Annotated in this window: 23 protein-coding genes; 13 read left to right on the top strand and 10 right to left on the bottom strand. The window is 34.9% G+C overall.

Annotation, left to right across the window (positions count from 1 at the left end):
• Positions 1–456: 456 nt before the first annotated feature.
• The 3 genes from Q4566_RS14330 to era all read left to right on the top strand — a co-directional run bounded on the left by Q4566_RS14330 (position 457) and on the right by era (position 3,000).
• On the top strand, positions 457–1,149 hold the full coding sequence (locus Q4566_RS14330) for an FKBP-type peptidyl-prolyl cis-trans isomerase (protein WP_408056953.1): 693 nt from the start codon (positions 457–459) through the stop codon (positions 1,147–1,149).
• Positions 1,150–1,300: 151 nt separating this feature from the next.
• Positions 1,301–1,993, top strand: coding sequence for an FKBP-type peptidyl-prolyl cis-trans isomerase (locus Q4566_RS14325; protein WP_303422570.1), 693 nt, complete (start codon positions 1,301–1,303; stop codon positions 1,991–1,993).
• A 125-nt stretch (positions 1,994–2,118) separates the two neighbouring features.
• Complete coding sequence (gene era / locus Q4566_RS14320) at positions 2,119–3,000, top strand: GTPase Era (RefSeq protein WP_303422568.1); 882 nt, start codon at positions 2,119–2,121, stop codon at positions 2,998–3,000.
• 128 nt (positions 3,001–3,128) lie between these two features.
• Here the strand turns inward: era and Q4566_RS14315 are convergent, their stop codons facing one another.
• On the bottom strand, positions 3,129–3,638 hold the full coding sequence (locus Q4566_RS14315) for a GTP-binding protein (RefSeq protein ID WP_303422566.1): 510 nt from the start codon (positions 3,636–3,638) through the stop codon (positions 3,129–3,131).
• Between the two features lie 166 nt (positions 3,639–3,804).
• Here Q4566_RS14315 and der point away from each other — a divergent pair, with 166 nt between their 5' ends.
• Positions 3,805–5,109 (top strand): ribosome biogenesis GTPase Der, encoded by a 1,305-nt coding sequence (gene der / locus Q4566_RS14310; protein WP_303422563.1) that lies wholly within the window; start codon positions 3,805–3,807, stop codon positions 5,107–5,109.
• A gap of 171 nt (positions 5,110–5,280) precedes the next feature.
• A complete protein-coding gene (locus Q4566_RS14305; protein WP_303422561.1) occupies positions 5,281–6,285 on the top strand; it encodes a sugar kinase in 1,005 nt (334 codons plus the stop codon).
• A 210-nt stretch (positions 6,286–6,495) separates the two neighbouring features.
• On the opposite strand, the gene Q4566_RS14300 is transcribed toward Q4566_RS14305, so the two are convergent.
• Genes Q4566_RS14300 through Q4566_RS14280 form a run of 5 tightly spaced genes read right to left on the bottom strand, consistent with a single transcriptional unit; the run spans position 6,496 to position 9,715 of the window.
• Positions 6,496–7,341, bottom strand: a complete 846-nt coding sequence (locus Q4566_RS14300; protein WP_408056954.1) for a TPM domain-containing protein — start codon at positions 7,339–7,341, stop codon at positions 6,496–6,498.
• An 8-nt stretch (positions 7,342–7,349) separates the two neighbouring features.
• Positions 7,350–7,793: a TPM domain-containing protein gene (locus Q4566_RS14295; RefSeq protein WP_303422555.1), complete on the bottom strand. Its 444-nt coding sequence runs from the start codon at positions 7,791–7,793 to the stop codon at positions 7,350–7,352.
• A gap of 15 nt (positions 7,794–7,808) precedes the next feature.
• Positions 7,809–8,402, bottom strand: coding sequence for a LemA family protein (locus Q4566_RS14290; protein ID WP_303422552.1), 594 nt, complete (start codon positions 8,400–8,402; stop codon positions 7,809–7,811).
• Positions 8,403–8,414: 12 nt separating this feature from the next.
• Entirely contained in the window at positions 8,415–8,744 is a 330-nt protein-coding gene (locus Q4566_RS14285; protein WP_303422548.1) for a MerR family transcriptional regulator, read from the bottom strand.
• Entirely contained in the window at positions 8,744–9,715 is a 972-nt protein-coding gene (locus Q4566_RS14280) for a M23 family metallopeptidase (RefSeq protein ID WP_303422545.1), read from the bottom strand. Before Q4566_RS14280 ends, Q4566_RS14285 begins: the two co-directional genes overlap by 1 nt.
• A gap of 221 nt (positions 9,716–9,936) precedes the next feature.
• Between Q4566_RS14280 and alaS the strand changes: the two genes are divergently transcribed.
• The 3 genes from alaS (at position 9,937) to Q4566_RS14265 (ending at position 14,659) form a co-directional block, all read left to right on the top strand.
• Positions 9,937–12,549, top strand: coding sequence for an alanine--tRNA ligase (alaS, locus tag Q4566_RS14275; RefSeq protein WP_303422542.1), 2,613 nt, complete (start codon positions 9,937–9,939; stop codon positions 12,547–12,549).
• Between the two features lie 87 nt (positions 12,550–12,636).
• Positions 12,637–13,602 (top strand): GSCFA domain-containing protein, encoded by a 966-nt coding sequence (locus tag Q4566_RS14270; RefSeq protein ID WP_303422539.1) that lies wholly within the window; start codon positions 12,637–12,639, stop codon positions 13,600–13,602.
• A 442-nt stretch (positions 13,603–14,044) separates the two neighbouring features.
• Entirely contained in the window at positions 14,045–14,659 is a 615-nt protein-coding gene (locus tag Q4566_RS14265; protein WP_303422536.1) for a DUF4230 domain-containing protein, read from the top strand.
• Here the strand turns inward: Q4566_RS14265 and Q4566_RS14260 are convergent.
• Positions 14,648–14,959: a rhodanese-like domain-containing protein gene (locus tag Q4566_RS14260; protein WP_303422533.1), complete on the bottom strand. Its 312-nt coding sequence runs from the start codon at positions 14,957–14,959 to the stop codon at positions 14,648–14,650. The genes Q4566_RS14265 and Q4566_RS14260 overlap by 12 nt on opposite strands.
• Positions 14,960–15,063: 104 nt before the next feature.
• Between Q4566_RS14260 and Q4566_RS14255 the strand changes: the two genes are divergently transcribed.
• On the top strand, positions 15,064–15,813 hold the full coding sequence (locus Q4566_RS14255) for an enoyl-CoA hydratase/isomerase family protein (protein WP_303422530.1): 750 nt from the start codon (positions 15,064–15,066) through the stop codon (positions 15,811–15,813).
• A gap of 151 nt (positions 15,814–15,964) precedes the next feature.
• Here the strand turns inward: Q4566_RS14255 and Q4566_RS14250 are convergent, their stop codons facing one another.
• Both Q4566_RS14250 and Q4566_RS14245 read right to left on the bottom strand, forming a co-directional pair.
• Positions 15,965–16,528 carry a DUF4136 domain-containing protein gene (locus Q4566_RS14250; RefSeq protein WP_303422528.1) on the bottom strand — a complete coding sequence of 188 codons (564 nt, stop codon included), beginning with the start codon at positions 16,526–16,528 and terminating at the stop codon, positions 15,965–15,967.
• A gap of 81 nt (positions 16,529–16,609) precedes the next feature.
• Complete coding sequence (locus Q4566_RS14245) at positions 16,610–16,774, bottom strand: DUF5522 domain-containing protein (RefSeq protein ID WP_303422525.1); 165 nt, start codon at positions 16,772–16,774, stop codon at positions 16,610–16,612.
• A 102-nt stretch (positions 16,775–16,876) separates the two neighbouring features.
• Here Q4566_RS14245 and Q4566_RS14240 point away from each other — a divergent pair, with 102 nt between their 5' ends.
• From Q4566_RS14240 to hemL, 4 genes are read left to right on the top strand one after another with little or no spacing between them, the layout of a single operon-like run.
• Positions 16,877–17,194 (top strand): hypothetical protein, encoded by a 318-nt coding sequence (locus Q4566_RS14240; RefSeq protein ID WP_303422522.1) that lies wholly within the window; start codon positions 16,877–16,879, stop codon positions 17,192–17,194.
• Complete coding sequence (locus tag Q4566_RS14235) at positions 17,184–18,092, top strand: 1-aminocyclopropane-1-carboxylate deaminase/D-cysteine desulfhydrase (protein WP_303422519.1); 909 nt, start codon at positions 17,184–17,186, stop codon at positions 18,090–18,092. The genes Q4566_RS14240 and Q4566_RS14235 overlap by 11 nt, the downstream gene beginning before the upstream one ends.
• A 4-nt stretch (positions 18,093–18,096) precedes the next feature.
• Positions 18,097–18,903 (top strand): glucosaminidase domain-containing protein, encoded by an 807-nt coding sequence (locus tag Q4566_RS14230; protein WP_303422517.1) that lies wholly within the window; start codon positions 18,097–18,099, stop codon positions 18,901–18,903.
• Between the two features lie 18 nt (positions 18,904–18,921).
• Complete coding sequence (gene hemL, locus Q4566_RS14225; protein WP_303422514.1) at positions 18,922–20,208, top strand: glutamate-1-semialdehyde 2,1-aminomutase; 1,287 nt, start codon at positions 18,922–18,924, stop codon at positions 20,206–20,208.
• Positions 20,209–20,307: 99 nt separating this feature from the next.
• On the opposite strand, the gene Q4566_RS14220 is transcribed toward hemL, so the two are convergent.
• Complete coding sequence (locus Q4566_RS14220; RefSeq protein WP_303422511.1) at positions 20,308–20,778, bottom strand: hypothetical protein; 471 nt, start codon at positions 20,776–20,778, stop codon at positions 20,308–20,310.
• Positions 20,779–20,813 lie beyond the last annotated feature (35 nt).

The raw sequence follows: 20,813 nt of genomic DNA, 5'->3' as shown, positions 1-20,813 counted from the left end.
ATATTATGTTAAACTTTAACATTCATAAATCTAGGAGTATGCAATAGAAATAGATTCAAGTTCCATTATAGAATTTTAATAATTAAAGTCACATGTTTTTGGGAATTATAATTAAAGCCCATTTCATTTTTTTATAAATACACGTGTTAAGTTTAAATCATTTTATTTTTTTTTAACCTATTTTTAACTGTGTTTTCAGGGGTTTATGACATTTATCATATAATTAGTTTCTCACTTAATGCAACTTTGCGGTGTTAATGTAAAACAGTGGTTCGTTTTTCATATAAAATGTTTGGTTAGATAAAAACTGTTCGTCTACTTCATAGGGGTGGACAGTTTTTTTATGTCTAATTGAAACTTTTCAAACCTATTTTCTCTATGTTATTTTCTTTTTTTTAGTCTCTATAATTTTGTTACATTTGGCTTCGAATAACAAAAAATGTTAAAATGAAAATAATGAAATTTTTAAGTCTAGTAACGTTGGTATTACTAGTTGTATCGTGTAATCAAACGGCTGTTTCAAAAAAACCAGTAAAAACTGAATTAGATTCTGTGAGTTATGCTATTGGAATGGATGTTGCAAAAAATGTAAAAGCTAGTTTTGATGATTTTGATGATGAACTATTCGTTCAGGGGTTTATGAATGTTTTAGATTCTACAGATATTTTGTTAGATGAAACAACTGCACAAACAGTAGTTAGAACTTACTTCCAAAAGAAACAACAAGAAGAGGCTGAAAAACGTGCTGAAGAAGGAGAGAAAAATAAAGAAGTAGGCGTTGCTTTCTTAGAAGAAAATAAAGGGAAAGATGGTGTGCAAACTACAGCTAGTGGATTACAATACATCGTTTTAAAAGAAGGAACTGGAGATAAACCAACACCTGCGTCTAAAGTGAAAGTGCACTATCACGGGACTTTAATTGATGGAACTGTATTTGATAGTTCTGTTGATAGAGGAGAGCCTACTGAATTTGGTGTAACACAAGTAATCAAAGGATGGACAGAAGGTTTACAGTTAATGTCTGAAGGAGCGAAATACAAGTTTTTTATTCCTCAAGAATTAGCTTACGGTGCAAACCCAAGACCAGGAGGGCCAATTAAGCCTTACGCAACATTAATTTTTGACGTAGAGTTATTAGAAGTAAATTAATTTTACTTTATAAGTATAAAAAAACAGGAAGTTCAACTTCCTGTTTTTTTTATGTCTTTTTTTTATAAATAACGCATTAAAATCAGGTGTTTCTATTTAAAGCATTTAAAAAGGTTGATTACATTTGCCCACTTATCTCAATAATAATATCATGAAATATTTTAATACAGTAATTGCCGTTGCTCTTTTGGTGTTTTGTAACCATAAAATGCTGGCACAACACAAAGTAAAGACTGAAATCGATTCAGTGAGCTATGCCATTGGAATGGATGTCGCTAAAAATGTAAAGTCTAGTTTTGATGAATTTGATAACGATTTATTTTTTCAAGGGTTTTTAAATGTTTTAGATTCAACAGATGTTTTGTTAACGCAGGAAGAAGCTGTTAATGTTGTGAAAAATTATTTTCAAAAAAAGCAACAACTGGAAGCTGCCGAGCTTGATGAAGTGGCTGAAAAAAATAATCAAAGGGGGATCGCCTTTTTAGAAGCTAATAAAGAAAAAAAAGGGGTTAAAACTACTGAAAGCGGATTGCAATACCTTGTTTTAGAAGAAGGCACAGGTGCTAAACCCATTAAGGATTCAAAGGTAAAAGTGCATTATCACGGGACTTTAATTGATGGAACTGTTTTTGATAGTTCGGTAGATAGAGGCGAGCCAATTGATTTTGTAGTCTCTCAAGTCATTAAGGGATGGACAGAAGGTTTACAATTAATGCCAGAAGGAGCAAAGTATAGATTCTTCATTCCTCAAGACTTAGCTTACGGAGCAAACCCAAGACCAGGAGGACCCATTAAGCCTTACGAAACATTAATTTTTGACGTAGAATTGTTAGAAGTAAAGTAATTTAATTTTACGCGTGACATATAGAAAAAAACAGGATGTTCGGCTTCCTGTTTTTTTGTTTCTATATTTTATAAGGAATACGCCGTGCAAGTTGTAACTTTGCAGCACAAAAAAAACAGAGTCTTATGAACCATAAAGCAGGTTTTGTAAATATTATCGGGAATCCTAATGTTGGCAAATCGACGTTAATGAATGCCTTTGTAGGTGAAAAATTATCCATTATCACTTCAAAAGCACAAACCACAAGGCATCGTATTTTAGGCATTGTAAATGGCGACGATTTTCAAATGGTTTTAAGTGATACACCTGGTATTATAAAACCAGCTTACGAGTTACAAGAATCTATGATGGGCTTTGTTAAGTCTGCCTTTGAAGATGCCGATGTGTTAATCTATATGGTTGAAATTGGCGAACAAGCTTTAAAGGATGAAGCTTTTTTTAATAAAATTAAAGCTTCTAAAATTCCTGTTTTATTATTATTGAATAAAATTGATAAATCTGATCAAATACAGTTGGAAACTCAAGTTCAAGAGTGGACAAGCAAAGTGCCAAATGCAGAGATTTATCCTATTTCTGCCTTAGAAGGTTTCAATGTTAAAGAAGTTTTTAATCGTATTATTGATTTGCTTCCAGAGTCGCCGCCATTCTATCCAAAAGATCAGTTAACAGATAAGCCAGAACGTTTTTTCATAAATGAAACCATTCGTGAAAAAATATTGATGCATTATAAAAAGGAGATTCCTTATGCTGTTGAAGTAGATACTGAAGAGTTTTTTGAAGAAGAAAATATCATTCGTGTACGATCGGTAATTATGGTAGAGCGTGAAACCCAAAAAGGGATCATTATAGGTCATAAGGGAAGTGCTTTAAAACGTGTAGGCGTAGAAGCTAGAAAGGATTTAGAGACCTTCTTCGGAAAGCAAATTCACATCGAATTATATGTTAAGGTGAATAAAAACTGGCGTAGCAATGCAAATCAATTGAAACGTTTCGGTTATAATAATTAAGAAATCTAATACTAACTTATTGTTTAGGTAATACTTAAGTAATACTGTATTGTCATATTTGCACAAGAATTCTACTTGGTAAATAGAAATTTGAGTTAGTTGGTTTTAAAAAAAAGTTTTGGTTGTTCCTACAGCTGAGGCTTTTCTTTTTTTAGAACATCATACATAAAATCATTTAGTAAGTGCATTTCTTTTATACTTGAGGCTTTTCCAAGGCTACCAGCAAAGTATAACGCAATCCAAATAATTACCATCAAAAGCACCACGCTGAATTGAATGGCATAATCTTGTTCAAGGGTCCAATTGGTATAAGCCCATATGCCAAAGCCTAAAAAGGTTCCAGCAACCAAAAAATGTAGAAACATAAATAGTGTCCAAACGGTAGGGCTAGGGCCAAATAAGCCATAAATCAAACTGTTATTATCATCTATAGCATTAATTTCTAAATGTAATTGCGGCGACCAGTAGGTTTGTTTTTCCTTCGGAAATTTAATAAAAACATGATCGTCAATCACAGAAACGATGTAGTCCGATTGCATCGTTTTGGCGTTTTTAAAATCACTTAAAATGGCTTCATTGTATTGAGGCATTTCAATTTTAAATCTTGGTCGCAAAACAATGTCATTGGATAAGGCCATATATACTGTGTTTAGGGGCGAGTAAAGTACTATTTTTTTTAATACTGTATAAATTTTATTCTTTTCATAAAAAAGATGTGGCATAGAGTATATTTCCTATTTTTGCAAAAGTTTTCAGGGTGCCTTAAGTAAATCGGTTTTAACCTGTTAACCTTAAATTGAGATTATGAGTAATATAGTAGCCATTGTAGGAAGACCAAATGTTGGAAAGTCAACGTTTTTTAATAGATTGATTCAAAGACGTGAAGCCATTGTAGATGCAGTAAGTGGGGTTACAAGAGACCGTCATTACGGGAAGAGTGATTGGAATGGAAAAGAGTTTTCTTTAATCGATACCGGAGGGTATGTTTTAGGAAGTGATGACGTTTTTGAAGCTGAAATTGATAAACAAGTTGAGTTAGCTATCGATGAAGCCGATGCCATTATTTTTATGGTTGATGTTGAATCTGGAGTTACAGGTATGGATGAAGACGTAGCTAAGTTACTTAGGCGCGTGAATAAACCTGTTTTTCTTGTTATAAACAAAGTGGATAACAGTAAACGTGCTGAAGATGCTGTTGAGTTTTACTCTTTAGGTTTAGGTGAATATTATACCATTGCCAGCATTAATGGTAGTGGAACTGGAGAATTATTAGATGATTTAATTAAAGCTTTACCTGAAAAAGAAGATGTTGTAGAAGATGAATTACCACGTTTTGCTGTAGTTGGACGTCCAAACGCAGGGAAGTCTTCTTTTATTAATGCTTTAATTGGAGAAGATCGTTATATAGTAACCGATATCGCTGGAACGACTAGAGATTCCATAGATACGAAATATAATCGTTTCGGATTTGAATTTAACTTAGTGGATACTGCTGGGATTAGAAGAAAATCTAAGGTTAAAGAAGATTTAGAATTCTATTCGGTAATGCGAAGTGTACGAGCTATTGAACACGCCGATGTTTGTATTCTTGTTCTAGATGCTAATCGTGGATTTGATGGCCAAGTACAAAATATTTTTTGGCTTGCAGAGCGTAACAGAAAAGGTATTGTCGTTTTAGTTAACAAGTGGGATTTGGTTGAAAAGGACCATAAATCGGTTAAGGAATACGAAAAAGCAATTCGATTACAAATGCAACCTTTTACAGATGTGCCTATTGTATTTATTTCAGCATTAACAAAGCAACGTATTTATAAAGCCATTGAAACGGCTGTTGAGGTTTACCAAAACCGTACTAAAAAGATTAAAACGAGCCAGCTTAACGAGGTGATGTTACCTATTATTGAAAATTACCCTCCACCAGCATATAAAGCAAAATTCGTTAAGATAAAATACATCATGCAGCTGCCTACACCACAGCCTCAATTTGCTTTTTTCTGTAATTTACCGCAATACGTTAAAGACCCTTATAAACGTTTTTTAGAAAATAAACTACGTGAGCATTTTGGTTTTAATGGGGTGCCTATTAGTGTCTATATGCGTAAAAAGTAATACGTTTTTGTAGCTTCTCATTTAATTTCATTTCCATTATTTTTATAGAAATTTCGATTTTGTTTTGAATTATAAAATTGGTTGACCAATTGTTCAGAATATCATAATTTTTTCCAATAAAGAATTTTATATCATTCGTTATGGTTAAATTTAGGCTGCAAAAATAATATTATGAGTCAGATTATAACATTCGGTGAAGTTCTAATGCGTTTATCTCCTTTCGGAAATAAAAAATTTATTCAAGCCAATACATTAGAATTTTATTTTGGAGGCACCGAATTAAATGTAGGACTTTCAATTGCTAATTTTGGAGGAAATGTAAAGCATATTACCTGTATTTCTGATGATTTTATAGGAGATACCGCGATTTCATACTTAAATAAGTTCGATTTAGATACCACGGCAATTGTACGTTCCGGCAGACCTCTAGGCGTTTATTTTCTTGAAGTTGGTGCTGTGATGCGTCCAAGTTCAATTTCATACAACAGATCACATTCAGCGTTTTCAAGTATTCAGCCAGAAATGGTAGATTGGGAATCTGCTTTAGCAGACGGTTCTTGGTTTCATTGGACGGGTATTACTCCAGGATTAACGCAGGGCAGTTTTGACACTTTAAAGGAAGGGTTAAAATTAGCTAAGGCTAAGGGCATGCAGGTTTCTGCCGATCCAACTTATAGAAGCGGGTTATGGAAATATGGCGTTAACGCCAAAGATGCTTTAATTGAATTGATACATTGTTCAACTATTTTTATCGGTGGAATTAATGAAATGAATGAAGTTTTAGGAACCGAATACGGTTATTCTAACGAAGAGTTTATTGAAGCGAGTAAACTACTTATGGAAACCTTTCCTTCAATAGAGAAGGTGTTCGATAAAATAAGAACGTCTATAAACGCTTCTTGGCATAAGATTAGAGCTAGAATGTGGAATGGTGAAGAATTTAGAGAAACTCAAGATTTCGATATTACACATATTGTTGACCGTATAGGAACTGGAGATGCCTTTGCGGCTGGTTTAATTTATGGTTTACAGCATTTCGATGACTATAAGTCTATGGACTACGCAAGTGCAGCGTGTGCCTTAAAACATACTTACGAAGGCGATGTTAACTACGCCACCATCGATGAAGTTACTGGAATTTTAGAAGGTAACGTATCAGGTAGATTTAATAGATAACTCCTGATTTAAAATAACAAAAAAGCGACCTTTTTATAAGTGTCGCTTTTTTTATGCTTTTATTGTCTCAGCCTCCAACCACCTGTCATTGGTCATCCGTCTTCCGTCCTAGTTTTAGTAAAAAAGGATAACTAAATTTGTTTCCAAGAGACAGCTTTTCAATCTTTTTAACTTTTAACTTTTAACTTTTAACTTTTAACTTTTATAGGTTTACCATCCGCCAGAAGCACCGCCGCCTCCAAAACCGCCGCCGCCGAAGCCACCACCAAAGCCGCCTCCGCCAAAGCCACCGCCAGAACTGCCGCCCCAGCCGCTAGAGCCACGATTGTAATTTCCGCGTCCCATGTTGCTTAAGATAATAGCATCCCAGATATCAAATCCTCCAGCTCTGTTTCCACCGTTACGACCACCGCCGCCACCGCGTTTATTTTTTATAAAAGACATGATAAAAACAAGCGCTATAAACCCGAATACCAAGAAGGGCATAATGGAGTTGTCGTTTGGTTTTGATGATTGACGAGAACCGCTATACTCACCTTGCATGACTTCAAAAATAGCATCGGCACCTCTGTTTAATCCGCCAGGATAATCGCCTTGTCTAAAATAAGGGATGATGTCGCCTTCAATAATACGTTTCGACATGGCATCAGTTAATAGATGCTCCACACCATAACCGGTATTGATCGCAATTTTTTTATCGTCTCTGGCTAGTAGAATTAAAACACCGTTATCTTCCTTAGCTTGACCAATCCCCCAGGCTTCGCCCCATTGAGCTCCAAGAAAATTGATGTTTTCACCTTCCGTAGAACCAATGATAGCCACTACAATTTGTGTTGAGGTGGTATCGGAATACTTAACAAGTTTTTGCTCTAAATTACTTTTTTGAGTATCAGAAAGTAAATTAATATAGTCGTAAACACTGGTTTGAAATTTTGGCTTTTCAGGAATTTTAAACTGGCCGAAAGTAAGACTACAAGTAAAAAGTGTAAAGACTAAAAATAGACTAAGGCTTTTAAGATTAGAATAAAAGGAAGTTTGCATTTCTTTTTTATACATCATAAAGCTTAGCCTTTTGAAATTTCGTCTGAAAGTTCATTAATATCATCCGATTGATAAGGGAAATATTTTTTAAGTCGGTCACCAGACCTTAAAATCCCATCAACCAAACCTTGTTTAAAATCGCCTTTTTTAAAGTGCGCTTGCATAATGTCTTTGGTGCAGTCCCAGAAATCACTTTCAACAGCGTTGTTAATGCCTTCATCACCATAAATAACAAAAGACTTGTCTTCAACCGCGACATAAATAAGTACGGCATTTTGAAGCTTCGTATTGTCCATTTTTAAATGATGAAAAACTTCTAAGGCACGATTGGTAGCATCGCCCTTAGCGGTTTTTTCTATATGAACACGTAATTCTCCAGAAGTGTTTAATTCCGCTTCTTGAATCGCTTCAATAATTTCTTGTTCTTCCTGGGCGGTTAAAAAATCTTCAGTTTGGTTTTTAGACATAACTAGGTGTTTTTACTAAAATTCAAAATTTACGTCAGGAGCATTCTCACTACCAGCATCTGCTTTGTAATAAGCCATTTCATCAAAGTTTAAAACACCAGCTAAAATCGTATTAGGAAAGGTTTTAATATGTTTGTTGTAAGGCTGAACAGCTTCATTAAAACGGTCTCTTGTAACATTTATTCTGTTTTCTGTTCCTTCTAACTGACTTTGTAGTTCAAGGAAGTTTTGGTTGGCCTTTAAATCAGGGTAGCGTTCAACCGTTACTAATAAGCTTTTTAAAGCACCAGATAAACCACTTTGCACTTCGCTAAATTTAGCCATTTGTTCAGGAGTCATGTTTGATGGGTCAATGTTCATTGAAGTCGCTTTTGCTCTAGCTTCAATAACATCTGTTAAGGTACCTCTTTCGTATTCGGCAGCACCTTGCACGGTTTTAACGAGGTTGCCAATTAAATCATTTCGTCTTTGGTAGCTACTTTCAACATTAGCCCAAGATTTAGTGGCTTCTTCTTTAAGGGTAACAGCGGTGTTGTTAAATCCTTTAACCCAAGAGTAAACTCCTATGACAAGTACGGCGATAATAATCCATGGTAAAAATTTCTTCATGATGCTTAAATTTTAAAGGTGTTGTTTTATTTTATTAAGTTGATTTTTAATGTCTTCAAGTTTACTAACAATTTCAAAAGTATTTAAAGCTTGCTTTTTCTCTTCCTTAAGGTGTGTTTTGGCGCCTTCTAAAGTAAATCCGCGTTCTTTTACCAAATGGTAGATAAATTTTAGGTTTTTGATGTCTTCGGGGGTGAATTTTCTATTGCCTTTAGCGTTTTTTTTCGGTTTTAAAACATCAAATTCTTTTTCCCAAAAACGAATCAATGAGGTGTTCACGTCAAATGCTTTGGCAACTTCGCCAATGGCATAATAACGTTTTTCGGGCAGATTGATATGCATTAATCTAAAGATTGATTTTCTAGTGAAGCATGCTCCAATAGTTTATTAAATTCTTCGGAAGTTAAACTGCCGTAATAGAAATTAATAGGGTTAATTCGTTCCTCATCCTTAAATATTTCATAGTGTAAATGCGGCCCCTGAGAACGCCCTGTACTACCTACAAAACCGATTAAGTCTCCACGTTTTACTTTTTGATTTTTTCTAACGTTGTACTTGTACAAGTGCGCATATAAACTCACATAGCCATAACCGTGGTCAATTCTAATATGGTTTCCGTAGCCTGTAGATCTGGAATCTGCACGCGTCACAACACCATCACCAGATGCGTAAATCGGTGTGCCTCTTGGTGCAGAGAAATCCATACCACGGTGCATTTTTCTAACCTTGGTAAACGGGTCGGTACGCATACCGTAACCAGATGCCATACGTGTTAAATCTTTATTGTTTACCGGTTGAATGGCAGGGATAGCAGCGAGAAGCTTTTCTTTGTCTTCAGCTAATTTTGTGATTTCATCAAGCGATTTCGATTGCACCACAATTTGCTTTTGAAGAATGTCAATGCGTTTATTACTTTCTATAATTAACTTAGAATTGTCGAAACCTTCTAAGTTTTTGTATCGGTTTACCCCACCAAAACCAGCGCGGCGTTGTTCATCTGGAATAGGGTTGGCTTCAAAATAAACACGATAAATGTTATTATCTCTATCGGCAACATTGGCTAAAACGGTTTCAGCATGTTCCATTTTTTTATTCAGCAGTTCAAATTGTAATTGCGTGTTCTGAAGTTCTCTTTTTAAGGCACGCTCTTTTGGCGATTCAACATACTGACTTCCAATAAAAACGAAAATAAACGCGAAAAAGGCTGTTCCTAAAATAAAGAAAAAAGCGTACTTAAATGTGGTACGTTTTTTACGGTGTATCTTCCTATAGGAGAGCGTATCAGGATCGTAATAATATTTTACCTTACTCATTTCTTAAATTATGCTATTTTTGCAGCGCATTGAAGGTGTTTATAATCTTCAATTAAGCAGTAAACGAACAAACCTACAAAAAAATTATTATAAAAATTTTTAATAATAATAGCTTTGAAGTTTAAAGCTGAACCAAATTTAAAATAAATTTGTAGCATAAATATAAAAATTGTTTCCCATTAAATCTAATGGATTAGAAACAAGGTGTTTAAAAATATTACATGAAATCACAAGACATTCGCGCTAAGTTTTTAAGTTTTTTTGAAGAAAAACAACACAGTATCGTACCATCGGCTCCAATGGTTTTAAAAGACGACCCTACTTTAATGTTCGTAAATGCGGGTATGGCGCCTTTTAAAGAATATTTTTTAGGGAATGCACAGCCTAAAAATAACAGAATTACTGATTCTCAAAAATGTTTACGTGTTTCTGGTAAGCACAATGATTTGGAGGAAGTTGGTTATGATACCTATCACCATACCTTGTTTGAAATGCTAGGAAACTGGAGTTTTGGTGATTATTTTAAAGAAGAAGCGATTGCTTGGGCTTGGGAATTATTAACCGAAGTTTTTAAAATTGATAAAGACATTTTATATGTATCGGTTTTTGAAGGTAGTAAGGAAGATGGTCTTGATTTAGATACTGAAGCCTTAGAAATTTGGAAAAAATACATTTCTGAAGATCGTATCATTACAGGTGATAAAAAAGATAACTTCTGGGAAATGGGCGATCAAGGGCCTTGCGGACCTTGTAGTGAAATTCATGTTGATATTCGTTCTGCAGAAGAAAAAGCGAAAATCCCAGGAAAGGATTTAGTAAATCAAGACCACCCTCAAGTTGTAGAAATCTGGAACTTGGTATTCATGCAATACAACAGGAAAGCGAATGGTTCTTTAGAATCCTTACCAAATAAGCATATTGATACCGGTATGGGGTTTGAGCGTTTATGTATGGTTTTACAAGGTGTTCAGTCTAATTATGATACCGATGTTTTCACGCCAATCATTAAAGAAGTTGAAGCCATTACAAATAAAACTTACGGAAAAGATGAAAAGGTAGATGTAGCCATTCGTGTTATTTGTGATCACGTTCGTGCCGTGGCTTTTTCAATTGCCGATGGGCAGTTACCTAGTAACACGGGCGCTGGTTATGTGATTCGAAGAATATTACGTCGTGCGGTTCGTTACGGATTTACATTTTTAGATAAAAAAGAACCTTTTATTTATAGACTGGTTGATGTTTTAGATAAAAAAATGGGGAAAGCATTTCCTGAATTAAAAGCACAAAAACAACTTGTTGAAAACGTAATTAAAGAAGAAGAACAGTCTTTTTTAAGAACTCTAGATCAAGGTTTGGTATTATTAAATCGCGTTGTAGAAGATACAAACGGTGAGATCGTACCGGGAACTAAAGCTTTTGAATTATACGATACTTACGGGTTTCCTATAGATTTAACTGCATTGATTCTTTCTGAAAAAGGATTGAAACTAGATGAAAAAGGTTTTGAAGAAGAACTTCAAAAACAAAAAAAACGTTCGCGTGCGGCTAGCGAAATGTCTACCGATGATTGGACGGTTTTAGTAGAAGATGATGTCGAAGAATTTATTGGTTACGATTCGCTTGAAGCGAAAGTAAAATTAACTCGATACAGAAAAGTGACTTCCAAAAAGGATGGCGATATGTTTCAATTGGTTTTTAACATGACACCATTTTACCCTGAAGGTGGCGGACAAGTAGGTGATAAGGGGTATATTGAAGATGCTTACGGTGATGTGGTTTATATCCTGAATACCAAAAAAGAAAACAACGTGATCATTCACTTTACTGAAACCTTGCCAAAACACTTAAACGAGTCTCTAAAAGTGGTGGTTGATGAAAAACAACGCCACAGAACAGAATGTAACCATACGGCCACACACTTGTTGCATCAAGCCTTGCGTTCTATTTTAGGAACACATGTAGAACAAAAAGGAAGTGCGGTACACTCGAAATATTTACGCTTTGATTTTTCACATTTTTCTAAACTTACGGAAGATGAATTACACGATATTGAAAGTTTTGTAAATGCAAGAATTAGCGGAAAAATACCTTTAGTTGAAAAACGTAATGTGCCTAAGGAAGAAGCTATTGCCAATGGAGCTATGAGTTTATTTGGTGAAAAATACGGCGATACGGTGCGTTCTATTCAATTCGGGCAATCTATAGAGCTTTGTGGAGGAACACACGTTAAGAATACTGCTGATATTTGGCATTTTAAAATTGTGTCTGAAGGTGCTGTTGCTGCAGGGATTAGACGTATTGAAGCCATTACAAATGATGGGGTTAAAGGATATTATACCGAAAACAACCGCTCTTTTCAAGAAATGAAAGGTTTGCTTAATAATGCCAAAGAACCTGTAAAGGCGCTTCAAAACTTACAAGATGAAAATGCTAATCTTAAAAAGCAAATTGAAAGCTTATTAAAAGACAAAGCAAAAAACGTAAAAGGTGAACTTAAAAGTGAATTGACCGAAATAAACGGTATTCAATTTTTAGCAAAGAAATTAGATTTAGATGCTGGTGGATTAAAAGATGTGGCTTTTGAGCTAGGTAGTCAGTTTGATAACTTATTCTTATTATTTGCTACCGAAAAAGACGGTAAAGCTTTATTGTCATGTTATATTTCTAAGGAATTAGTAGCTAGTAAAGGTCTAAATGCCGGTCAAGTGGTTCGCGAACTTGGTAAATTCATCCAAGGTGGTGGTGGTGGACAACCGTTCTTCGCTACTGCAGGAGGGAAAAACCCAGGAGGTATTGATCAAGCTTTAGCGGAAGCTAAAAATTATATCGTATAAGAAAGTTTCAAAATAAATAAAGTGATAAAGTTTTCTAAAACCTAACTTTATCACTTTACATTTATGTGACTTTACAATTTTAAACAGGTGAACCTTCAAACTAAAATAGTATTAGAAAAACAGTCTGAGTATCTCATAGACTATAATTCTAATTTGCTGATGTTAGGTTCCTGTTTTTCTGAAAACATAGGAGAAAAGCTAGCTTATTTTAAGTTTCAGAATATTCAAAATCCGTTTGGAATTCTTTTTCACCCTTTAGCCATTCAAACGCTCGTTTCAAACGCTGTTGAAAAAAAGATCTACACTGGTGACGATGTTTTTTTTCAAAACGAACAATGGCATTCTTTTGATGCACATTCAAAGTTAAGTCATTCTTCAAAAGAAACTTTAATAAGTAAACTAAACGAAAATGTAATTACCACGCATGAAGCATTAGACAAAGCGTCTCATGTTATCATCACTTTAGGTACGGCGTGGGTTTACCGCTTCATTGAAACTCAAAAAGTGGTTGCTAATTGCCATAAAATTCCGCAAAAGCAATTTTTGAAAAATATATTATCCGTTCAGGAGATATATGAGGTTTTGCAAGAAATAGAGAAAACTATAAGACGTTTAAATTCGAAAGCCGTTATTGTTTTTACGGTGTCGCCAGTACGTCATTTAAAGGATGGTTTTGTTGAAAATACTCAAAGTAAAGCACATTTAATTTCAGCAATTCATCAATTTTTGAATCAGAATAAGGTAAGCAAGAATGGAGATGCTTTTTACTTTCCGTCGTACGAAATCATGATGGATGAACTTCGTGATTATCGTTTTTATGCTGAAGATATGGTACACCCTAATCCGTTAGCCATTCAATATATTTGGGAGAAGTTTAAAAGTGTGTGGGTTTCAGAAGAAACTTCAAAAACTATGGATACGGTTGATGGTATTCAAAAGGGACTTCAGCACAGAGCATTCAATGAAAATTCTGAAGCACATCAAAAATTTCTTCAAAACCTGAATGAAAAGATGAGGGTGTTACAAGCAACATTTCCGCAGATTAAATTCTGAATTTATAAATGTTTGGTGGTTTTTTGAGGTTCTAAATCTAGATAATCATTTCAACTCTTTTAAGTAACATTTTGTCGAAAAACACATGGTCAGCACTTTTAATAGTTGTACATTTATTATTGCTATTAATCAGTTTATCACAAAAAGCATCATAAGCCAAATTTAAAAGGGTGGTCCGTGGTGCTTTTTTTGTGCTTTAAGTTAACCTATCAAGTCGAAGTTGCATTGTTAACTTAAAATAAGATTAACTTAACAATGCTTTAATATAATGTCTTTAGATCTCCCTTATCTTTGAACTGTTTAGTTTAGACAACTTAATTACATTGGTAGGCTTCATATGTCGAAGGAACCGATGTTTTTTTGTTTTATAACATCTCGTATTTGTAATTATAATAGGTATGCTATTCTAATGAAAGCATTAAAAATTTTTCTAAATTAGTGCATGCGAAAAATTCTATTAGGTATCGTTATAGCTTTAGTGGTGCTTTATGCGTTTAAAAACTGTGAGGCTAAAAAGGAAGAAAAAACCATTCTTCAAGAAAACTCTGCACTTATTCAAAAGCAAATAAATAATGTAGGGAAGCTTATAGTTACCGAAGGACATTTTAGTCAGGTTTTTAATTACCAGAATTCAAAGGAAATTCTAAGCAATTATTTAACGGTAGAGAAAAAAGCCTTAGTGGTCGTGAATGCCGATGTCACTGTCGCTTACGATTTAAGTAAAATTGAGTTTGAAGTTGACGAGGCTACCAAAACACTAAGAATTTTAAGTATTCCAGAAGAAGAAATAACCATTAACCCCGATTTTGAATATTATGATGTGCAAGCTGATTTTTTAAATCCTTTTGAAGCTAAAGATTATAATAAAATCAAGAATACAGTCAATGCTTCATTAAAGAAGAAAATTGACAAATCAGAATTAAAAAGCAATGCTAAAAATCGATTGATTAGCGAACTTTCAAAATTCTATATTCTTACCAACTCTATGGGGTGGACACTGCAATACAACGAAACACCCATTTATGAAGCAGAAGATTTAAAAGGCTTAAAGCTCTAATTTTTTATACAAACTCATAAAGCCACCGCCGTTTAAGGTTTCAATCCCATTCGATTTTAATAAGGCGGCAGCACTTCCAGAACGTACCCCGCTAGCACAACAAGTGATTACAGGTTTGTTTAATTTTTTAATAGTTTCGATATTAGCGTTCAACGTTTGTAAAGGCATGTTTTTTGAGCCAGGAATCGCACTTTGGCTATATTCTGCAACTGTTCTAACATCTATAATAATAGCGCCTCTCGATTGAAAATCTTTAACTTTCACGCTTTTGTTTCCGAAAAGTGAATTTAATATGCCCATAAAATTTTAAATTTTATACAAATATATCTTTCATTCATTAAAATGAAGGTAACAAGTGTTACTAATTATTTTATGTATATTCAGCCCGTTAAACTTAAGAAACCATGGAAGCTTACGTCAATTTAAATATAGAAAACAGTGTTGGGTATATCGAATTTTTTCATCCCAATAGAAACGCTATGCCTAGTGAAGTTTTAAAAGATTTAGCTGAAACCATTAGTCAAGCAGGAAATAACCCTGAAATTAAAGTGATTGTGTTAAAAAGCGGTGGTGAACGTACGTTTTGTGCCGGAGCTAGTTTTAATGAACTTATTGAAATAGAAGATGCTCAAACAGGAAGGCAATTTTTTTCTGGCTTTGCTAATGTAATTAATGCCATGCGTACTTGTCCGAAATTAATCATTGGCCGTGTACAAGGAAAAGCTGTTGGTGGCGGTGTTGGTATAGCTGCGGCAACCGATTATTGCTTAGCTTCACAATATGCAGCAATAAAACTTAGTGAATTAAGCATTGGTATTGGTCCGTTTGTAATAGAGCCAGCAGTTTCTAGAAAAATGGGTAAAATGACGATGTCTCAAATGACGATCAACGCAGAGGAATTTTATTCAGCAGAATTCGCCAAGGAAAAAGGTTTATACGGAAACGTTTTTGATAGCGTTGAAGCATTAGATAAAGCGGTTTCTAATCTTGCTGAAAAGCTTATAACTTATAATCCTGAAGCCTTAAAAGCTATGAAAAGCGTTATTTGGGAAGGTACCGCACATTGGGATACGCTTTTAGCAGAACGCGCAGAAATAAGCGGGCGCTTGGTTTTGAGTGATTTTACAAAAGAAACGTTGAAGCGTTTTAGATAATTTATAAAAAAGAGGCTGTTCAAAAAGTGAAGTTTTCGTCAACCTGAACTTGATTCAGGTTCTCATAATGATTGGTTATCAATATGATGCGATTCTGAATCAAGTTCAGAATGACGTACTTTAATACTTTTTAGACAGCCTCTTTTTTGTGTTATTTCTTTTGATCTAATTCAGGAGGATATTTTTCCATGATTTTAGCAACAAACTCTTGAATTCGAGCTTCTTTTTGTTCCATGTTTTGCGTTAAATAACCGGTTCCCATACCTTGCCAAACCAGTTCTTTTTTATCGGCATCAATAAGGTCTATGTAAAGTTGTCCTTCGGTGCTGGTTGATACATCAGGTTGCATGTTCCAACCCCAGCCCCAACCAGGTCCCATGCCGTAACCACCCCAACCCCAGGCGCCATAACCCCAAGAGTTGTTGTAAACGTCAACACGTTGATTTGATTTTGTAAATAAGCTTATCAGTAAATCGGGGTCTTCAGATTTGGTGAAGCCTTTTTTTAATAATTCCGATTCAATAGCGCGTAAAATACGGCGTTTATCTAAATCGCTAATTTCAGCTTTATCAATACCGTTTTTAAAAAAGGCAAAGGTTTTATAGTTGTCAAAATTAACTTCTTTATCGTAATCTGCGGCAACTTGAATCGAGCTACACGAGGTTAGTGTTAAAGCGAAAAGCAGTACCGCTGCTATTTTTGTAATGTGTTTCATAGGACAATTATTTAAATGATCATTATTTCATTAAAACATCAAGAATCATACCAATTCGGCTTGTATTTTGCTGAATAGGAACTACTTGTTGATTGTATTCGTTTTTTTGTTGTAGCCATAAGGGCAGTGTCTACAACCACTTTGGCAACAATAACCACGCCTTAGGTGATATTTTTCAGTAAAACAACGATAACCTTCTGGTGTAAGGTAGTAATCGCCTTCTTCAATAGGTATTATTTTTTTCATTGCTTACAAAGATAGTGTAAATTGGTAGAATTATTTATTTTGTGGTTTATTCAAATACGCACCTATAAGCGTGATTCTGTTATGATTTTTATTTCAAAATATATGATACCAAAAGGCTATACAGGCCTAACGCTGTTTCCTTTTATTTTTTTAAAGCATCGTAAGCTTTTAAAAGATGTTATTTTGTTAAATCACGAGCGTATTCATCTTAAACAGCAACTTGAAATGTTAGTGCTTCCGTTTTATATGTTTTATGTTTCTGAGTTTTTAATTCGCCTAGGATATTATCAGAATTGGAAAAAAGCCTATAGAAATATCTCTTTTGAACGCGAAGCCTATACCAACCAATCGAACTTAGAATATTTAAAAGTGCGTCCGTTTTGGGCATTTTTAAAGTATCTTCGCAATCATGATATTTAAGCTTGAAAATAGCATTAACCAGCACATCAATCTTCCGAATAAAGGTGTTGAATTGTACATAAAACGTGAGGATGCCATACATCCTTTTGTTTCAGGGAATAAATATCGCAAGTTAAAATACAACCTTCAGGAGGCCGAAAAACAAGGCGCTAAAACCTTACTTACTTTTGGTGGCGCGTTCTCTAACCATATTGCAGCAGTAGCTGCGGCAGGTCGGTTATTCGATTTTAAGACCATTGGAGTTATCCGTGGTGAGGAATTGGAGTCTGAAATTGAAAACAATCCTACTTTGAGTTTTGCTAAACAGCATGGTATGAAATTCAAGTTTGTGTCTAGAACAGAATATCGAAATAAAACATCTCCAGAATTTTTAGCGAATTTGCAACAAGAGTTTGGTGAATTTTATATGGTTCCTGAAGGCGGTACGAATACCTTAGCTGTTAAAGGCTGTGAAGAAATTTTAACAGAAGAGGATAAAGCCTTCGATTTTGTTTGTACGGCGGTAGGAACGGGCGGTACGATAACCGGACTCATAAATTGTTCAAAACCTCGTCAACAAGTTTTAGGTTTTCCTGCCTTAAAAGGGGACTTTTTAAAGCGAGATATTAGTAAATTTGCAAAACAATCTAATTGGGAATTGATTTCAGACTATCATTTTGGAGGCTATGCCAAAATAAATGAAGAATTAGTCACGTTTATCAATCAGTTTAAAGCCGATTATAGCATTCCCTTAGATCCTGTTTATACCGGGAAAATGCTATTTGGGATTTTCGATTTAATTGAAAAGGGTTATTTCCCAAAAGGCTCTAAAATTTTAGCCATTCATTCGGGAGGCCTACAAGGTATACCGGGTATGAATGCCTTTTTGAAAAAGAAAAATTTACCATTAATTATTTGATGTAATGAAGAGAATTTTATTAGTTTTATTTTTAGCCTGTGCCTTGTTTAGTTGTAAATCTAAAAAACAAGCCGTTGCTAAAAAACCCACTAAACGCACTGAACGTGTTGTTACTAAACCACAATCAGAACCTGTTACTAAGGATTTAGAATCTGAAGTTTCTGCACCTGCACCTACGTTTACCAGCAGTGTTGATGCTTATATTTATCAATATCACCAAATCGCGCAGGAAGAAATGGCGCTTTACAAAATTCCAGCTAGTATTACTTTGGCGCAAGGAATTTTAGAATCAGGATCGGGGAAAGGACGTCTTTCGGTAGAAGCGAACAACCATTTTGGTATTAAATGCCATGGGTGGAAAGGAGCAAAAATCTACCATGATGATGATGCAGATCAGGAATGTTTTAGAAAATATAAAGATCCTAAATATTCATTTCGCGATCATTCGTTATTTTTAAGTGAACGCTCACGCTATTCGGGACTTTTCAAATTAAAACAAGAAGATTATAAAGGTTGGGCGAAAGGTTTAAGAGCTGCTGGTTATGCTACTGACAGAAAATACCCTGATAAGCTTATTAGTTTGATAGAGCGCTACAAACTATACGAATATGATGAGTCTGTTTTAGGTAAGAACTATGTTAAATATGAAGCGCCAATGGCAAGCGTTAAAGGGACTTATACCGTTGAAAAAGGAGATACTCTCTACGGGATTTCCAAACGTTATAATTTAACAGTAGAACAACTTCAAAAATTAAATGGTTTACGTGGTACGTCCTTGGATATCGGACAAGTACTTGTCGTGAAACCATAAAAATAAACAGTAATAGTTATGATTTATAAAAGAAGCAGCGCCTTATTTGCTGAGGCAGAAAAAGTAATCCCAGGTGGTGTAAACTCTCCAGTTAGAGCTTTTGGAGGTGTTGGAGGAACGCCAATATTTGTTAAGGAAGCTCAGGGAGCTTATTTATATGATGAAGATGGAAACCGCTTAATTGATTATATCAATTCTTGGGGGCCAATGATTTTAGGTCACGCCTACCAACCGGTTGTTGATGCTGTTGTTGAAAAAGCTAAAAAGGGAACTTCTTTTGGGATGCCAACAGAAATAGAAACTGACATTGCTGAGTTGGCCGTTTCCATGGTGCCTAATATTGATAAAATACGATTTGTAAATTCTGGTACCGAGGCGTGTATGAGTGCGGTGCGTTTGGCACGTGGTTACACCGGAAAAGATAAAATTATCAAGTTTGCTGGTTGTTATCACGGGCATTCAGATTCGTTTTTAATTCAAGCGGGTAGTGGTGCGAGTACCTTTGGAACACCAAACAGTCCTGGGGTTACGAAAGGAACAGCAAAGGACACGCTATTAGCAAAATATAATGATATAGAGAACGCACAGGCTTTAGTTGATGCCAATAAAGACGAGATTTCCTGTGTGATTATTGAGCCAGTGGCAGGAAACATGGGCTGTGTGCCTCCAAAAAATGATTTTCTGAAAAAGCTACGCACTTTATGTGATGCCAATAATATCTTATTAATTTTTGATGAGGTCATGACTGGTTTTCGTTTAGCAAAAGGAGGCGCGCAAGAACTTTACAATGTTAATGCTGATATTGTATGCTTCGGAAAAGTAATTGGTGGCGGTTTACCTGTAGGCGCTTTTGCTGCTAGAGAAGAAATTATGAATTTTTTAGCCCCTCTAGGTCCCGTTTATCAAGCGGGAACTTTAAGCGGAAACCCGTTAGCCATGGCTGCAGGTTTGGCCATGCTTCGAGAATTGAATGACGATGCTGAAGTTTTTTCAAGATTAGAAGAAAAAACAAAATACTTACACGCAGGTATTGCCAAGGTTCTAACCGAAAACAACGTGATTCATACTATTAATAGAGTAGGGTCTATGATTTCGGTGCATTTTGATGAAACTGAGGTTGTAGACTTTGAAACTGCCGCCAAAGGAAATAATGAATCGTTTAAAAAGTTCTTTCACGGACTTCTAAACGCTGGGGTTTATATTGCACCTAGTGCTTTTGAAACGTGGTTTATTACTGATGCCTTATCTTACGAAGATCTTGATTTTACGATTGAAGCGGTAAAGCAAGTGTCAAAAACATTGTAGAGAAAAAAACAAAGCATACCATATAGAATTCTATTGTAAATAAAAAGCCGCATTTCCAAACTGAGAAATGCGGCTTTTATCATCAAACTAAACTAAAATCTATCCGTTTCGGTGTTCACCTTTTCCTTTATTATCCTTGTGGTGTCTACCTTGTTTTTTCATGTGTTTTTGCATTTTTTCAAACTTTTCAAATTGCTCCTTGTTTAGGATTTTTTGCATTTTAGCTTTTTCAGCAATTTGCATATCTAATCTGGCGATTTCTTTGTTATAACGTTCATCGCTAGTTAGCTTTTTAGACTTTTCATTATCTTTATTAGCCTTACGTTCTGCCATCATTGCTTTGCGTTTTGTCGCTTTTTCAAGATTTAAGGCTTGTATTTCCGATTGCTGAGAAGCTGTTAAGTCTAAAGCCAAAGTCATCTTTTTGGTTTTAAGCGTTGCCATTTGGTCGGCAGTTAAATCCATTTTTTGATGATGCTTTTGGTGTTGTCTTTTTCCTTCTTTTCCTTGTTCCTGAGCTATACCTTGTAATCCGATAAGAACAATAGCAATTATTAGTATTTTTTTCATCTTCTTATGTTTTTAAAATTATACTATTAGGACTT

This window comes from Tamlana sp. 2_MG-2023, assembly GCF_030548465.1.
Taxonomy (GTDB): Bacteria; Bacteroidota; Bacteroidia; order Flavobacteriales; family Flavobacteriaceae; genus Pseudotamlana.
The sequence above is the reverse complement of the archived record's forward strand: the minus strand, read 5'-3'. Positions and strand labels throughout refer to the sequence as shown.

Excerpts from the sequence above, each read along its gene's own strand:
- Q4566_RS14290 (WP_303422552.1), bottom strand. The coding sequence starts at position 8,402 with ATGAAGAAATTTTTACCATGGATTATTATCGCCGTACTTGTCATAGGA.
- Q4566_RS14220 (WP_303422511.1), bottom strand. The coding sequence starts at position 20,778 with ATGAAAAAAATACTAATAATTGCTATTGTTCTTATCGGATTACAAGGT.
- Q4566_RS14255 (WP_303422530.1), top strand. The coding sequence starts at position 15,064 with ATGGAAGCTTACGTCAATTTAAATATAGAAAACAGTGTTGGGTATATC.
- Q4566_RS14295 (WP_303422555.1), bottom strand. The coding sequence starts at position 7,793 with ATGTCTAAAAACCAAACTGAAGATTTTTTAACCGCCCAGGAAGAACAA.
- Q4566_RS14260 (WP_303422533.1), bottom strand. The coding sequence starts at position 14,959 with ATGGGCATATTAAATTCACTTTTCGGAAACAAAAGCGTGAAAGTTAAA.
- Q4566_RS14245 (WP_303422525.1), bottom strand. The coding sequence starts at position 16,774 with ATGAAAAAAATAATACCTATTGAAGAAGGCGATTACTACCTTACACCA.
- Q4566_RS14330 (WP_408056953.1), top strand. The coding sequence starts at position 457 with ATGAAATTTTTAAGTCTAGTAACGTTGGTATTACTAGTTGTATCGTGT.
- era (WP_303422568.1), top strand. The coding sequence starts at position 2,119 with ATGAACCATAAAGCAGGTTTTGTAAATATTATCGGGAATCCTAATGTT.
- Q4566_RS14265 (WP_303422536.1), top strand. The coding sequence starts at position 14,045 with ATGCGAAAAATTCTATTAGGTATCGTTATAGCTTTAGTGGTGCTTTAT.
- Q4566_RS14235 (WP_303422519.1), top strand. The coding sequence starts at position 17,184 with ATGATATTTAAGCTTGAAAATAGCATTAACCAGCACATCAATCTTCCG.
- hemL (WP_303422514.1), top strand. The coding sequence starts at position 18,922 with ATGATTTATAAAAGAAGCAGCGCCTTATTTGCTGAGGCAGAAAAAGTA.
- Q4566_RS14315 (WP_303422566.1), bottom strand. The coding sequence starts at position 3,638 with ATGGCCTTATCCAATGACATTGTTTTGCGACCAAGATTTAAAATTGAA.
- Q4566_RS14305 (WP_303422561.1), top strand. The coding sequence starts at position 5,281 with ATGAGTCAGATTATAACATTCGGTGAAGTTCTAATGCGTTTATCTCCT.
- Q4566_RS14230 (WP_303422517.1), top strand. The coding sequence starts at position 18,097 with ATGAAGAGAATTTTATTAGTTTTATTTTTAGCCTGTGCCTTGTTTAGT.
- alaS (WP_303422542.1), top strand. The coding sequence starts at position 9,937 with ATGAAATCACAAGACATTCGCGCTAAGTTTTTAAGTTTTTTTGAAGAA.
- Q4566_RS14280 (WP_303422545.1), bottom strand. The coding sequence starts at position 9,715 with ATGAGTAAGGTAAAATATTATTACGATCCTGATACGCTCTCCTATAGG.
- Q4566_RS14250 (WP_303422528.1), bottom strand. The coding sequence starts at position 16,528 with ATGAAACACATTACAAAAATAGCAGCGGTACTGCTTTTCGCTTTAACA.
- Q4566_RS14285 (WP_303422548.1), bottom strand. The coding sequence starts at position 8,744 with ATGCATATCAATCTGCCCGAAAAACGTTATTATGCCATTGGCGAAGTT.
- der (WP_303422563.1), top strand. The coding sequence starts at position 3,805 with ATGAGTAATATAGTAGCCATTGTAGGAAGACCAAATGTTGGAAAGTCA.
- Q4566_RS14300 (WP_408056954.1), bottom strand. The coding sequence starts at position 7,341 with ATGTATAAAAAAGAAATGCAAACTTCCTTTTATTCTAATCTTAAAAGC.
- Q4566_RS14325 (WP_303422570.1), top strand. The coding sequence starts at position 1,301 with ATGAAATATTTTAATACAGTAATTGCCGTTGCTCTTTTGGTGTTTTGT.
- Q4566_RS14240 (WP_303422522.1), top strand. The coding sequence starts at position 16,877 with ATGATACCAAAAGGCTATACAGGCCTAACGCTGTTTCCTTTTATTTTT.